11 protein-coding genes are annotated in these 13,446 nt (G+C 63.0%); all 11 read right to left on the reverse strand.

All coding sequences use genetic code 11. The features are described 5' to 3' along the window. Window positions 1–11 precede the first annotated feature (11 nt). Complete coding sequence (gene argE, locus ACEN9A_RS14415; RefSeq protein ID WP_258674119.1) at window positions 12–1,169, reverse strand: acetylornithine deacetylase; 1,158 nt, start codon at window positions 1,167–1,169, stop codon at window positions 12–14. Continuing rightward, complete coding sequence (locus ACEN9A_RS14420; protein ID WP_258674120.1) at window positions 1,166–2,335, reverse strand: NAD(P)/FAD-dependent oxidoreductase; 1,170 nt, start codon at window positions 2,333–2,335, stop codon at window positions 1,166–1,168. Before ACEN9A_RS14420 ends, argE begins: the two co-directional genes overlap by 4 nt. Beyond that, window positions 2,332–3,723, reverse strand: coding sequence for an FAD/NAD(P)-dependent oxidoreductase (locus ACEN9A_RS14425; protein ID WP_258674121.1), 1,392 nt, complete (start codon window positions 3,721–3,723; stop codon window positions 2,332–2,334). The genes ACEN9A_RS14420 and ACEN9A_RS14425 overlap by 4 nt, the downstream gene beginning before the upstream one ends. Further along, window positions 3,705–4,013: a (2Fe-2S)-binding protein gene (locus ACEN9A_RS14430; protein WP_018925981.1), complete on the reverse strand. Its 309-nt coding sequence runs from the start codon at window positions 4,011–4,013 to the stop codon at window positions 3,705–3,707. Before ACEN9A_RS14430 ends, ACEN9A_RS14425 begins: the two co-directional genes overlap by 19 nt. Further along, window positions 4,010–5,851: an ABC transporter ATP-binding protein gene (locus ACEN9A_RS14435; RefSeq protein WP_258674122.1), complete on the reverse strand. Its 1,842-nt coding sequence runs from the start codon at window positions 5,849–5,851 to the stop codon at window positions 4,010–4,012. The genes ACEN9A_RS14430 and ACEN9A_RS14435 overlap by 4 nt, the downstream gene beginning before the upstream one ends. Before the next feature lies 1 nt (window position 5,852). Next, window positions 5,853–6,728, reverse strand: a complete 876-nt coding sequence (locus ACEN9A_RS14440; protein ID WP_258674123.1) for an ABC transporter permease — start codon at window positions 6,726–6,728, stop codon at window positions 5,853–5,855. After that, a complete protein-coding gene (locus ACEN9A_RS14445; RefSeq protein WP_258674124.1) occupies window positions 6,725–7,681 on the reverse strand; it encodes an ABC transporter permease in 957 nt (318 codons plus the stop codon). Before ACEN9A_RS14445 ends, ACEN9A_RS14440 begins: the two co-directional genes overlap by 4 nt. 47 nt (window positions 7,682–7,728) lie before the next feature. Next, window positions 7,729–9,366: an ABC transporter substrate-binding protein gene (locus ACEN9A_RS14450; RefSeq protein ID WP_258674125.1), complete on the reverse strand. Its 1,638-nt coding sequence runs from the start codon at window positions 9,364–9,366 to the stop codon at window positions 7,729–7,731. Between the two features lie 94 nt (window positions 9,367–9,460). Then, entirely contained in the window at window positions 9,461–10,735 is a 1,275-nt protein-coding gene (locus ACEN9A_RS14455; protein ID WP_413386319.1) for an NAD(P)/FAD-dependent oxidoreductase, read from the reverse strand. A gap of 42 nt (window positions 10,736–10,777) precedes the next feature. Further along, on the reverse strand, window positions 10,778–11,446 hold the full coding sequence (locus tag ACEN9A_RS14460) for a haloacid dehalogenase type II (protein ID WP_258668447.1): 669 nt from the start codon (window positions 11,444–11,446) through the stop codon (window positions 10,778–10,780). Window positions 11,447–11,970: 524 nt separating this feature from the next. Then, window positions 11,971–13,443: an aldehyde dehydrogenase family protein gene (locus ACEN9A_RS14465; protein WP_258668448.1), complete on the reverse strand. Its 1,473-nt coding sequence runs from the start codon at window positions 13,441–13,443 to the stop codon at window positions 11,971–11,973. Window positions 13,444–13,446 lie beyond the last annotated feature (3 nt).

The raw sequence follows: 13,446 nt of genomic DNA on the forward strand, positions 1-13,446 counted from the left end.
TCGTGACTATTTCAAAGTTTCAGGGAGCCCAGCAATCCCTCCAGAAACCGCTCCCCAGCCTGCATCTGGCTGATCTCGATGAACTCGTCCGGCTTGTGCGCCTGTTCGATCGAGCCTGGGCCGCAGACCACCACCGGTACATCCAGACGCTGCTTGAACAGCCCGCCCTCGGTGCCGAACGAGACTTTGGCGGTGCCGGTGTCCGGGGCGGCGAAGTTTTTCAGGAAGCGCACCGCTTCGACGCTCGGATGGGTATCGAGGCCCGGATAGACGTTGAGGGTTTCGATCTCGATGTCTGCCACGCTGGACAGCTTTTTCGCCTCGCGCACGATCACTTCGGCACGCTCGCGCATCTGCTCCAGGAACTGGTCCAGATCGTCCGCCGGCAAGTTACGCACCTCGAAATCCAGGGTGCACAGGTTCGGCACGATGTTCAGCGCCTTGCCGCCGACAATCTGCCCGACGTGCACGGTGCTGTAAGGCACGTCGTAATCGGCATCCTGCGCGCCCTGCTCTTGCAGGTGTTGCTGGCTCTGACGCAGAGCCGCGATGAAATCGCAGGCCACGTGAATCGCATTGACCGAACGCGGCGCCAACGAGGAATGCGCTTCCAGGCCACGGCAATAAGTGCGGTAAGACCCCTTGCCCTTGTGCCCCAGCACGAACTGCATGTTGGTCGGCTCACCGATCAGACACAGAAACGGCCGTACCGGCGCCAGGTGCAGCACGTCGAGCAAACGGCGTACACCGACGCAGCCGGTCTCTTCGTCATGGGACAAAGCTATTTGCAGCGGTCGGCTCAACGAATGGTCGGCGGCATCGAGCATGGCGTCGATGGCCAACGCGATAAACCCCTTCATGTCGCAACTGCCGCGCCCGTAGATCCGCCCGTCCTGCACCGTCGCCTCAAACGCCGGCAAGGTCCAGGCCTGGCCTGCCGCCGGCACTACGTCGGTGTGGCCGGACAACAGAATGCCTGGTAACTCTTTAGGGCCGGTGCTGGCGAACAGGTTGGCCTTTTTACCCGTTTCGTCCTTGACGATCAGTGACTCGATGCCCTTGGTCAGCAGCAAGTCGCGTACGTACTCGATCAGGGCCATGTTCGACTCTGAAGACACGGTGTCGAAGGCCATCAGGCGTTTGAGAATATCCAGTACACGGGGTTTCATGAGGCCCTGCTCCTTTGCTCAGTTGTCCGTTGCTCGGATGAAGGGGTGAACCGGCGGATCGAGAACGGCTCAATCGAAGTGCTGGTGCTGCCGGTGCTGATCAATTCGGCCATCACGTCGCCGACACCGGGGCCGAGCTGGAAGCCATGACCGCAGAAGCCGAACGCGTAGTACAAACCGTCAACGTTGCCGCTGGGGCCCATCACCGGCAGGGAATCGGGCAAGTAGCCTTCAATGCCGCTCCACACGCGGATGATGTTCAGGTTGCCGACGCCTGGCAGCAGGCGACGCATCTGGTCCATCTGATTGAGAATGCTGCGCGGCTCGACATAGGCGCGGCGGTTGAGCATGTCCGGTTTGCTGCGGTAGCCGCCACCGATGATGATGTTGCCACGCGGGATCTGGCGGAAGTAGATCACTTCTTCGGGGATCTTGGTGTACACGCCGATCACCGTTGGCAAGGCGTACGGCACCGGTTCGGTCACGGCCATTTGTGGGCCGTTGGTATCCAGCGGCACCGGTTCGCCGAACTGCGCCGAGAGTTTCTGGCCCCAGGCGCCGGCGGTGATCAGCAAGCGCTCGGCGGCGAACTGGCGACCGTCGGTGGTGGTCACCGTGAACTCGCCGGCAATTTTCTGCACCTCGGCGACTTCAGTCTGTTCCTCGATCCGCGCCCCGAGGCGGCGGGCAGCCCGGGCAAACGCCGGTGCGGCCAGACGCGGGTTGGCATGGCCATCGTGGGGCGCGTAAGAACCGCCCTTCACGTCCGGCCCGAGGAACGGAAAGCGCTGGTGCAGCTCGGCGCCACGATAGATCTTCAAATCCAGTTGCGCCGCCTCGGGCGCCGCCGCGTAGGCTTCCAGTTCGGGAATTTCATCCTCGCGATAACACACACGCATGTGCCCGCTGGCAATGAATTCGAGATCGTCGTCGATCAGCTCTGGCAAGCGTTTCCACAGCGCCCAGGAACGGTTGGCCAACTCCAGTTGGCCAAGGAAGCGCCCCTGCCGCCGGACGTTGCCGAAGTTCACCCCGCTGGCGTACTGACCGATCTGGTCGCGCTCCAGCAGAATCACCGACTGCCCGCGCTGGCGCAGGAAAAACGCCGCCGCCGAGCCCATCAGGCCGCCGCCGACAATCACTACATCGGCTTTGTGTAGCGTCATGGCGACACCTCCTCGGTGAGCATCGAAAGGGGTTTGACCGGTGCCTGTCCACGCTGCCGACCGACCTGTTGCACACTGACGCCTGCCGCCGCCGCGATCACTTCGGCCCCGGCCTGGGAGCAATAACGCCCCTGGCAGCGGCCCATGCCGACCCGGCTGAAGGCCTTGGCCCGATTGACTTCACAGGCCCCCTTCTCGCTCACGGTACGGCGCAACTCGCCGGCGCTGATCATCTCGCAGCGACAGACGATGGCTGAGTCCGGCAAGGCTTTGGCTTGATCCGCCGGCCAGGGAAACGCCTTGGCCAGACCGAGGCGAAACTCATCCATCACCGCCAGCGCGTGGCGTTGTTCGTCGCGCAAACCGGCGTTCACCGGTTGCTGCAGATCTTCCAGCAACGCCATGGCCGCCAGGCGCCCGGCGTGCTCGGCGGCATCGGCGCCGCGAATCTTCGAACCGTCCCCGGCGGCATACACACCGTTGACCGAGGTGCGGCCGTCTTCATCGACGGCCAGCCACCACTGGCTGGACGCCTCATCGAAGCGCATGCGACAACCGGCCAGATCGGCCAGTTGGGTTTCCGGGCGCAAGTGATAACCCAACGCCACAGCATCACAGTCCACCGTTAACGTCTCACCGCGCGCGGTACGCACCCGCACACCGCTGACGCCACTGGCCGCGTCGCCTTGCACCTGAAGCGGCGAAATCCCCAGATGCACCGGGATTTTCGCCCGATACAACTGCGCCAGTAACTTCATCCCGGTGAACAGCAATCCCGGACGCGCCATCAGCTTCGGCACTGCCGCGATGCGCTTGTTGAGGGGTGAAGTGTCGAGCACCGCCGCCACATTGGCGCCTGCTTTGACGTATTGGCTGGCGACCAGATACAGCAACGGCCCGCTGCCCATGAACACCACGCGGTGGCCGATGGAAACCGCCTGGGACTTGAGCGCGATTTGCGCCCCGCCAAGGCTGTAGGTGCCTGCCAACTGCCAGCCTTCGATCGGCATCAAGCGGTCGGTGGCACCGGTGCAGAGGATCAGCGCATCGTAGTCCACCGTCGAGTGCTTGCCCTGGCTGACGCAGCACAATTGCCCCGGCGTCAGGTTCCACACCAGCGTGTCGGGGCGGTAGTCGATTTGCCCGCGCAATCGGTCGAAACTCTGGTGCAGACTCTTGGCCTTGGCCGCTTCGGTGCCATACAAGGTGGCGTAGTCCCGGGTAAAACCTTCGGGCTGGCGCCGGTAGATCTGCCCGCCATCCCGGCGATTCTCATCGATCAGGATCGGTTTCAAGCCAGCCGCCAGCAGCGTTTCGGCACAGCGGATGCCGGCCGGTCCGGCACCGACAATAACCACTCGTTGAGCGCTCAGCCGTGCAGTGGCCATATTGCCTCCGGTTGTGTGGTGACGATGTCCAGCCCTTCGCGGACTTCATTGGAACAGGCGCGCAAACGCTCGCCACTGCGGGTCCAGACCCAGCAATCCTGGCAGGCGCCCATCAGGCAGAAACCGGCGCGGCGGCCCGAGTCGAATTCCGATTGGCGCAGCGCCGAGCCCTGGGTCAGCAACGCGACCATTAATGTGTCGCCCTGCAATGCCTCAATGGGCGAACCGTCCACCGTCAGCTTGACGGTCGGCCGGCCCTGCTCGGCCAGCCTCACAAAACGCCCTTTCATGCATAAGCTCCCAGGCTCATGGTGGATAAACCCTGCTGTGTTTTCAGCAACTCGGCACTGTCGTGATGACAAAGAATTTCGCTACCGCCGTCGATGATCCGCCGGTTCGGCGCGGTGCGATTGCACAGGCCGTCGACCCGCACCGGACAGCGACTGAGAAAGGTGCACAGTTCCGGCACATTGGCCCTGACGCCGATTGGCGGCAGCGCGCCGCACGTGGTGCCGCAGTTTTCCAGCCAGCCCTGACGCAGTTCCGGCACCGAATGGATCAACAGGTCGGTGTACGGATGGAACGGTGCCTGGGAAAACGCCTGCCGGCTGCCGGCCTGAACCTTGTGGCCGCTGTACATCACCACAATGTCGTCGCACAGCGCGCGTACCGTGGAAATGTCATGGCTGATGAACAGATACGACATGCCCAGTTGCTGACGCAGGTCGCGCAGCAGTTCGAGAATCGCCGCGCCGACCACGGTGTCCAGCGCCGAGGTCACCTCGTCGCAGAGGATCAGGTCCGGTTTGGCCGCCAGGGCTCGGGCCAGGTTGACCCGCTGTTTTTGCCCGCCGGAGAGTTCATTCGGACGGCGTTCGGCCATGGCGCGCGGCAAGCGCACCAGGTCCAGCAGTTCGCCGATACGCTCGCGCAGCGCTGCGCCCTTGAGGCCAAAGTACATTTTCAGCGGACGGCTCAGAATAGTGCTGACGCTGTGCATCGGGTTGAGCGCAGTGTCGGCATTCTGGAACACCATCTGAATCCGGCGGAACTGTTCATCGGTGCGCTCGGACAGGCTACCGCCCAGTGGCTGGCCATCGAAGGTCAGGCCGCCCAAGGCCGGCGTCAGCAACCCGGCCACCACCCGCGCCAGCGTAGACTTGCCGGAGCCCGACTCGCCGATCACGCCAATGGCCTGGCCCCGGCGCACAGTCAGGTCGATGTCTTCGAGCACGCGAATCGACGGCATGCCTTGCAGGTTCTTGTTGCCGTATCCGGCGGTCAGCCCCTGGATGGTCAGCAGCGGTGTTTCTTCAGCGATGCCGCAAGGTGGGCGGATCGTCGTGTCCGGGCGGGCCGCCAGCAGCAGGCTGCGGGTGTATTCGTGGGCCGGGGCCTTGAGCAGCGGCGCGGTGGCGCTCTGCTCGAAAATCTGTCCGCCGTTGAGTACCACAATCTGATCGGCCATTTGCGCTACGACCGCCAAATCATGGGAAACATAAACCGCCGTCGCGCCTCGCTCGCGGACCACCCGCTTGAAAGCGCGCAGCACGTCGATCTGCGTCGTCACGTCGAGGGCGGTGGTCGGCTCGTCGAGCACCACCAGCAGCGGATCGCTGATCAGCGCCATGGCCGCCATCACCCGTTGCAACTGCCCGCCGGATACTTGGTGCGGGTAACGCTGGCCAATGTGATCGGGGTCCGGCAAGGCCAGATCGCGGAACAGTTCGATGGCTTTGGCTTCCAGCACGGCCCGGCTACCCAGGCCGTGAATCAATGCGCCCTCCACCACTTGATCGATCAGTTTTTTCGCCGGGTTGAACGCAGCGGCGGCGCTCTGGGCAATGTACGACACCCGATTGCCGCGCAGGCCTTGCAGTTCGCTTTCACTCAACGCCAGCATGTCGTGCTCGCCGACTTGCACCACACCGGACGCCAATCGGCACCCGCGCCGGGCATAGCCGAGCAACGCCAGCGCTATGGTGGTCTTGCCGGAGCCGGACTCACCGATCAACGCCAGCACTTCACCTTTGGCCAGGGAGAAGCTCACGCCTTTGACGATCTCCACTTCGCCACGCTCGCCGCAAGCGACCACGCGCAGGTCTTCGACTCGAATCAAATCACTCATTTCAATGACCTCCCGTACGTCGACTACGCCGTGACGACAGTCGGTCGATGAACAGATTCACGCCAATGGTCAGGGTCCCAATGGCCAGCGCCGGAATCACGATGGCTGGCGCGCCCTGATTGAGGCCGCCGATGTTCTCGCGCACCAGCGAACCGAGGTCGGCATCCGGCGGTTGCACACCGAGGCCAAGGAAGCTCATGCCACTGAGCAGCAGCACGATGAAGCCGAAGCGCAGCCCCAGATCGGTCAGCACCGGGTTGAGCATGTTCGGCAGGATTTCCACGCAGGCGATGTACAACCGACGCTCGCCACGGGTGCGGGCCACTTGAACGTATTCCAGCGCTTCGATGTTCACCGCCATGCTGCGGGCGATGCGGAACGCGCCTGGGGTGAAACTCAAGACTGCGGTGCAAATCAGCAACAGCACCGAAGAACCGAACGCCGAGACCATGATCAACGCCAGCATCTTGCTCGGGATGGATATAAAGGCATCCATCAAGCGGCTGATCACTTCGTCCAGCCATTTCGGCGACACCACCGACAGCAGCGCACATCCGGTCCCCAGCGTGCTGGCCAACACCGCTGAAACCAGCGCCAGGCCCACGGTGAACCGCGCGCCGACGAGAATGCGGCTGAGCATGTCGCGGCCCAGGTAATCGGTGCCCAACGGGTAAGCCGCGCTGAGGCTGTCGAACACGTTATCGGAGACCACTTCACCCACCGGGTGCGGCGCCAGCCACGGACCGAAGATAGCCACCAGCAGCCAGATCACACACATCGCCGCCCCGACCAGGCCAAGCCACGACGGTCCATGGGCGACCTTGCCCAATGCCAGCTCGGGCCCGGCAGGCGCCGATTTCGCCATGAGATCGTTCATTGGTTTCTCAGCCTCGGATTGGAAAGAATCGCGCACAGGTCAGCAATCAGCACCAACCCCAGGTACGCCGTACAAAACAGCATGGTGCAGGCCTGAACCAGCGCCATGTCACGGTTGGTCACGGCATCGACCATCAGGCTGGCGATGCCGGGGTAGTTGAAGATCGTCTCGACGATCACCACCCCGCCCAGCAGGTACGACAGGCTCAGGGCGATGGCATTGGCAATCGGCCCGATGGCGTTGGGCAAGGCATGGCGCAACACGATCCGCACCGGGCTCACGCCCTTGAGCCGGGCCATTTCCACATAGGCGCTGTCGAGCTGATCGATCACTGCCGCCCGGGTCATGCGCGCCATTTGCGCGACAATCACGCAGCACAGGGTCATCACCGGCAAGGCGTAGGTGCGCATGAATTGCCAAGGTGAGGTGATGTCACTGGCATAGGACAGCGCCGACAGCCAGCCCAGGTTCACCGCAAAGATCAGCACCGCCAGGGTCGCCACCAGAAACTCCGGCACGGCGACCAGGGCCAGGGTGATGAAGCTGAGGAAACTGTCCATGCGCCCGCCCCGGCCCATGGCCGAGCCGATGCCGAGGATCAGCGCCACCGGCACCGACACCAGCGCCGTGACGGCCGCCAGCATCAGTGTGTTGGGCACCCGCCCGGCCATCAGCTCGCTGACCGGCAAGGCATTGGACACCGATTGCCCCATGTCGCCGCTCAGCAGATTGATCAACCAATGCAGGTAACGCACCACACCGGGTTGATCCAGCCCCAGTTTCAGGCGCAAGGCCGCCACCTGTTCCGGCGTGGCGAATTGCCCGAGTGCCTGTTGCGCCGCGTCCCCCGGCAATACCGCCGTGATCGCAAACACGACCATAGACACGATCAACAAAGTCACGATCGCCGCGCCCAGGCGCCGGCCGATCAACCACAGTGTGTTGCTATTCATCGCCCTACCCTCATGCAATAGCCCCGCTGACGCCCGTGTGCGGCCGATCAGGCATCGAGCCAGACCTGTTCGGCGAACATGTAGCCCATGAATCCGCCGAGGGGGTTGCTGCCGTAACCCTTGATGCGCTGATCGACACCGTCGATGTTGCTGATGAACACCGGCACGCCGATGCCACTGTGTTCATGCACCAGGGCCTGCATGTCGGCGTACATCTTGCTGCGCTTGTCGTCGTCGGTTTCACCGCGGGCGAGCATCAGCAGTTGGTCGAACTGATCGTTCTTCCAGCCCGACTCGTTCCATGGCGCGCTGGACTGGAAGAACTGCGAGAACATCACGTCGGCGTTCGGCCGAGGGTTGATGTTGCCGAAGCTCAGCGGGTGCTTCATCCAGTGGTTGGACCAGTAGCCGTCGCTGGGCAGGCGGTTGACGTCGAGCTTGAGCCCGGCCTGTTTCGCCGATTGCTGCAACAGCACGGCGATGTCCACCGAACCGGTCGCGGCAGGCGATGCCACCAGCGGCATGCTGATGCTTTCCATGCCGGCCTTCTTCAGCAGGAATTTGGCTTTTTCCGGGTCGTAGGCCCGCTGCGGCAGGTCGGCGTTGTAGTAGCGCGAGCCAGGGGAAATCGGATGGTCGTTACCGACGACGGCAAAGCCACGGAACACCGCGGATTTCACTTGTTCACGGTCCAGCAAATACTTCATCGCCTGAGTGAATTCGGCGCTTTTACCCGGCAACTGGTCCTGACGGATGATCAAGTCGGTGTAGTTGCCCGACGGCGCATCGACGACCCGGTGTTTGGCGCTGGCCTTGATCCGTGTGGTCGAGCGTGGGTTGACCTCGTTGATCATGTGCACGTCGCCCGACAGCAATGCGTTGACTCGTGACGGTTCGTCGGCAATCGCGATGAATTCGATCTCGTCCAGGTACGGCAGGCCCGGTTTCCAGTAGCCGGTGTTGCGCGCGGCAATCGAGCGCACGCCCGGTTTGAATTCCTTGACCGTGAACGGCCCGGTGCCGATGCCCTGGTTGAAGTCGGTGGTGCCTTCGGGAACGATCAACAAGTGCGACACGGCGAGGATCGACGGCAGCTCGGCGTTCGGCGCGCTCAGGCGGATCTGCACTTCGTGGGTGCCGGTGGCCTTGATCTCTTCGAACTGCGCCATCAGCGGCATGACCTTGGAACCGGTCAGCGGGTCTTTGTGGCGCGCCAGCGAGAACACCACGTCGGCGGCGCTCAGGGTCTTGCCGTTGTGGAAGGTCACGTCCTTGCGCAGGGTAATGATCCACAGCGTCGCATCGGTGTTATCGATGCGCTCGGCCAGTTCCAGTTGCGGCACCAGGTGGCTGTCGAAACGGGTCAGGCCGTTGTAGAACATGAAGTGACGCACGTAGTCAGTAGACAGCGCGCCCTTGGCCGGGTCCAGGGTGTCGGCGGTGGAACTGGACATGCCGGCGACGCGAATCCGCCCGCCCGGCTTGCCTTTGCCCGGGGTCGCCGCTTCTTCGGCGAACAGTTTGCCGGCGGCGCCGAACAGGCTGCCGGCACCCGCTGCGGCAACACCCGCCACGCCGAGCATCTGCAAGGCGTGGCGGCGTGACATGCCACGATTGAGGCCTTCGAATACCCGCAGGCTGTCCTGGCCGGAGATCAGTTTCGAGTCGATCTTGTTGTCAGTCATATCAGTTGTACCTGTCGAAAAAATGAGGCTCGAGTGCCCACGGATGTCCGGGGCGTCCTGGAAACGCAAACGACGGTGACGCCACAACATCAACTCAATGCAAATAGTCCTGGAGGCGGTAGTAAGCGCCCACGAACGGCAAGAACCACGGCTTGCCGAAATGCCCGGGAATCGCTGGCCAGTCGAGTTCGCGCCAGGGATTGGCCTCGACTTTGCCGGCCATCACCTCGGCCATCACCTGGCCCATGTGCACCGACATCTGCACTCCATGGCCGCTGTAGCCCATGGAGTGATAAACCCCGCCATGCTGACCGGCGCGAGGCAAACGGTCGGAGGTCATGTCCACCAGCCCGCCCCAGCAGTAGTCGATTTTCACCTTGGCCAACTGCGGGAACATCTGCACCATCGCCGCTTGCAACACCTTGCCGCTCTTGGCGTCGGACACGCTGTCGGACATCGCGAACCGCGCACGGCCGCCGAACAGCAAGCGGTTGTCCGGGGTCAGGCGAAAGTAGTTACCGATCATGCGACTGGTGACATAGGCTCGCCGACCGGGCAGCAACTGATCGATGAGGAACTGCGGCAGCACCTCAGTGGCGATCACGAAACTGCCGACCGGCACGATCCGCCGCCGATACCAGCCCAGGCCACCGTGCTGACAAGCGCCGGTCGCCAGCAGTACTTGCCCGGCGTGCAAAGAACCCTTGGCGGTGTTGACCCGATAACCGCCGGCCTGGGCCTTCCAGTCCGTCACCGACGTACCTTGATAGATCAGCGCGCCGTGACGCGCCGCAGCCTCAGCCAGACCGACGCCGAAACGCCCGACATGCATCTGCACACCGTTGCGCTGCAGCAAGCCGCCATGGAACTGGGCCGAATTCACTTCGGCGCGGGTCTGTTCGGCGTTCAGCAACTCGACCTCGGCATCGACCTCCTTGCGAATCAATTCGCAGGTGCGCGCCAGGCCTTCGTAGTGCAGCGGTTTGGCCGCCAGTTTGAGCTTGCCGTTGCGCTTGAGGTCGCAAGCGATCTGCTCCTGCTCCACCAGGGACACAACGCTCTGCACCGCGTTTTCATAGGCCTGGTAATAGGCCCGCGCCTTGTCGGCACCGAGGCTGGCACTCAGCCCGGCATAGTCCTGGGCAACGCCGGTGTTGCATTGGCCGCCATTGCGCCCGGAGGCTTCGCCGATCACTCTCCCGGCTTCCAGCACCACCACACTGGCGCCCTTCAAGGCCAGCGCGCGAGCCGCCGCCAGGCCGGTGAAACCGCCACCGACGATGGCCACGTCGACCTGCCCGGGCAATGCGCCGAGCTGAGCACCGGTGAAGGCCGGTGCGGTGTCGAGCCAGTAGGATTCACTGCCCATGTCTAACCCCTTATTCCGTGAAGAGCGCCGTTACCGTTCAACTCAGAGGCCGACCAGCGCCGCCAGTCCACCGATGTCGGTGATCTGCTGGTAGCCGTAGAACGCATTGCCCGGAACCTCGTGACCGCGGGCGACGAAGGCCTTGTTCTTGATCTTCATGTCGTGGGCCGGCATCAGGTCGTAACGGAAACTGGAAGACACATGCAAGATGTCTTCCGGGCCGCAGTTGAGGTTGTCGAGCATGTACTCGAACGCCGCCAGGCGCGGCTTGTAGGCCTGGGCCTGTTCGGCGGTGAAGACCTTGTGAAACGGTGCGCCGAGCTTGTCGACGTTGGACATGATCTGGCTGTCGCTGGCGTTGGAGAAAATCACCAGGGGGATCTTGTCGGCGATTTTCGACAGACCGGCCGGCACGTCCGGGTGCGGGCCCCAGGTCGGCACGGCGTCGTAATACAGCTGGCCTTCGCCACGGTATTCGACACCCCAACGCTTGCAGACCCGCGCCAGGGAGGTCTTGAGGATTTCGTCATACGGCATCCAGTCACCCATGACCTGGTCCAGGCGATAGGCCGAGAAGTCCTTGACGAACTGATCCATCTGCTCGGGCGCCACGCGGTCGGCGAACAGTTCGCGAGTCATCGTGCCCATGTGGAAATTGGTCAGCGTACCGTAGCAGTCGAACGTAATGAATTTGGGGCGTAGAAAGCTCATTGAGTGCGGTCCTGAAGTTCGTTGAGGTCATGGCGCGACAGGTATTCGCTGCGTTTCGGGAGCGGCGATGCAACGCTGCAGCACACCGTCATTACAACACCGTGAAATCAGCAGATGGCGTTAAAAGCGACCTCTGCTTGATACAAACCACCGTTTTAGCCTGCCCCCTCAGCAGACTTTGCGGCTCGCTCCAGCCTTGGGCAACCCCCGTATTTATGCGCTCTTATGGACCTTCATGGCTACGCGAGGCTGACGAACGCCCCCATTCACGGCAGAACCTGCGCCGGGCTGAACGAAAACGGGCGCTTACCAGAGGAAGCGCCCGTTTGGGTGCGGTTTGAAACCCGTCGACGATCTGCGGTTAACGGATCACCTGTGGCGAGGGAGCTTGCTCCCGTTCGGCTGCGAAGCAGTCGTAAAGTCGGCTGATGCGTACTACCTGAAGGATTGTGGTCGTTGGATTTGGGGTGCTTCGCCCCCCAGCGGGAGCAAGCTCCCTCGCCACAGGTGTTAGGGGGCGGACATTAGCCAGCGATATCGATCAGCACACTCTTGAAGCGCAGATTGGCTTCGAAGGCTTCGCGACCCAGGTCCTTGCCGATGCCGGAGCGTTTGTAGCCACCGGTCGGCAGGATGTAGTCGTTGCTGCGTCCATAGCGGTTGACCCACACCGTGCCCGCCTCCAGCCGCCGGACCAGTCGCAGGGCGCGGTTGATGTCGGCGGTGTGCACGCCCGCCGCCAGGCCGTAGGTGGCGTGCGCGGCCAGGCTCAGTGCCTGCTGTTCGTCATCGAACGCCTGCACCGTCAGCACCGGGCCGAAGATTTCTTCACAGATCGCCGGGTTCTGATTGTCCAGGCCGGCCAGCAAGGTCGGCTGGTAATAGGCACCGCCCAGCCCTTCAAACAAACCACCGCCAGTCAGCACTTCGGCCCCGGCCTGGCGTGAACGCTGGACGATGCCGTCGATACGGCTGGCCTGCAACCGGGAAATGATCGGCGACAGCGTACTCTCGGACGACCAGGTCGGCCCCGGGCGCAATTCCTCGAAATACGCCTGCAAGTGCGCAACGAACGGTTCCATGATCGAGCGCTCGATCAACAACCGCGAACCAGACACGCACACCTGCCCGGCATTGCCGGTGATAGCCAGCGCCACGGTGCGCGCGGTTTTCGCGATGTCCGGCACATCGGCGAACACCAGTTGCGGACTCTTGCCGCCCAGCTCCAGCGTCACCGGTTTCGGCCCTACCAATGCACAAGTGGACATAATGCTCGAACCCGTCGCCGTGGAGCCGGTAAAGGTTACCTTGCCCACCCGTGGATGACGGCACAAGGCGTCGCCAGTGACGCGGCCATCGCCCTGAACCACGTTGAAAATCCCGGCAGGAATGCCCGCCTGCAGCGCCAGTTCGGCAAAGCGCAGGCTGGAAAACGGCGTCAGCTCCGACGGCTTGAGCACCACGGCATTGCCGGCAGCCAGCGCCGGCGCGACTTTCCATGAAGCCATGCTCAAGGGGAAATTCCACGGCGCGATGGCGGCGATCACGCCGTACGGTTCAGCGATCTGCATGCCCAGGCGATCGGTCTGGGTCGCCGCGACTTGGCCGCCGTGCTTGTCCGCCAGTTCGGCAAAGAAACGAATGCCCTCGGCGACATAAGGAATGTCCCAGGCGATCACATCTTTATGCGGACGGGTCGAGCCCACCGCTTCCAGCGGCGCCAGCACGGCGACATCGGCTTCGATCAGATCGGCCCAGCGACGCATGACCCGTGCCCGTTCCCGGGGCGGACGGCTGGCCCAATCGCTTCGGTTAAACGCCTGCCAGGCATCGTTCACCGCCTCATCCACCAGGTCGGCATCGGCGATCGGCAACTGGGCATAGGCCTGACCGTCTGAAGGGCGAACCACCTCCAGCCCCGGTTGGGCGTCGCGGTATTTTCCGGCAATAAAATGAGCGCTGCGCACAGCGATAAGGCGAGGATCGAAGCTATCCATGGA

It is taken from the genome of Pseudomonas sp. Pseusp18 (assembly GCF_059506005.1).

What these genes read in the sequence shown, in the direction of transcription:
- ACEN9A_RS14465 (WP_258668448.1), bottom strand. Translation starts at nt 13,443, where the DNA reads ATGGATAGCTTCGATCCTCGCCTTATCGCTGTGCGCAGCGCTCATTTT.
- ACEN9A_RS14425 (WP_258674121.1), bottom strand. Translation starts at nt 3,723, where the DNA reads ATGGCCACTGCACGGCTGAGCGCTCAACGAGTGGTTATTGTCGGTGCC.
- ACEN9A_RS14455 (WP_413386319.1), bottom strand. Translation starts at nt 10,735, where the DNA reads ATGGGCAGTGAATCCTACTGGCTCGACACCGCACCGGCCTTCACCGGT.
- ACEN9A_RS14450 (WP_258674125.1), bottom strand. Translation starts at nt 9,366, where the DNA reads ATGACTGACAACAAGATCGACTCGAAACTGATCTCCGGCCAGGACAGC.
- ACEN9A_RS14440 (WP_258674123.1), bottom strand. Translation starts at nt 6,728, where the DNA reads ATGAACGATCTCATGGCGAAATCGGCGCCTGCCGGGCCCGAGCTGGCA.
- argE (WP_258674119.1), bottom strand. Translation starts at nt 1,169, where the DNA reads ATGAAACCCCGTGTACTGGATATTCTCAAACGCCTGATGGCCTTCGAC.
- ACEN9A_RS14430 (WP_018925981.1), bottom strand. Translation starts at nt 4,013, where the DNA reads ATGAAAGGGCGTTTTGTGAGGCTGGCCGAGCAGGGCCGGCCGACCGTC.
- ACEN9A_RS14420 (WP_258674120.1), bottom strand. Translation starts at nt 2,335, where the DNA reads ATGACGCTACACAAAGCCGATGTAGTGATTGTCGGCGGCGGCCTGATG.
- ACEN9A_RS14435 (WP_258674122.1), bottom strand. Translation starts at nt 5,851, where the DNA reads ATGAGTGATTTGATTCGAGTCGAAGACCTGCGCGTGGTCGCTTGCGGC.
- ACEN9A_RS14445 (WP_258674124.1), bottom strand. Translation starts at nt 7,681, where the DNA reads ATGAATAGCAACACACTGTGGTTGATCGGCCGGCGCCTGGGCGCGGCG.
- ACEN9A_RS14460 (WP_258668447.1), bottom strand. Translation starts at nt 11,446, where the DNA reads ATGAGCTTTCTACGCCCCAAATTCATTACGTTCGACTGCTACGGTACG.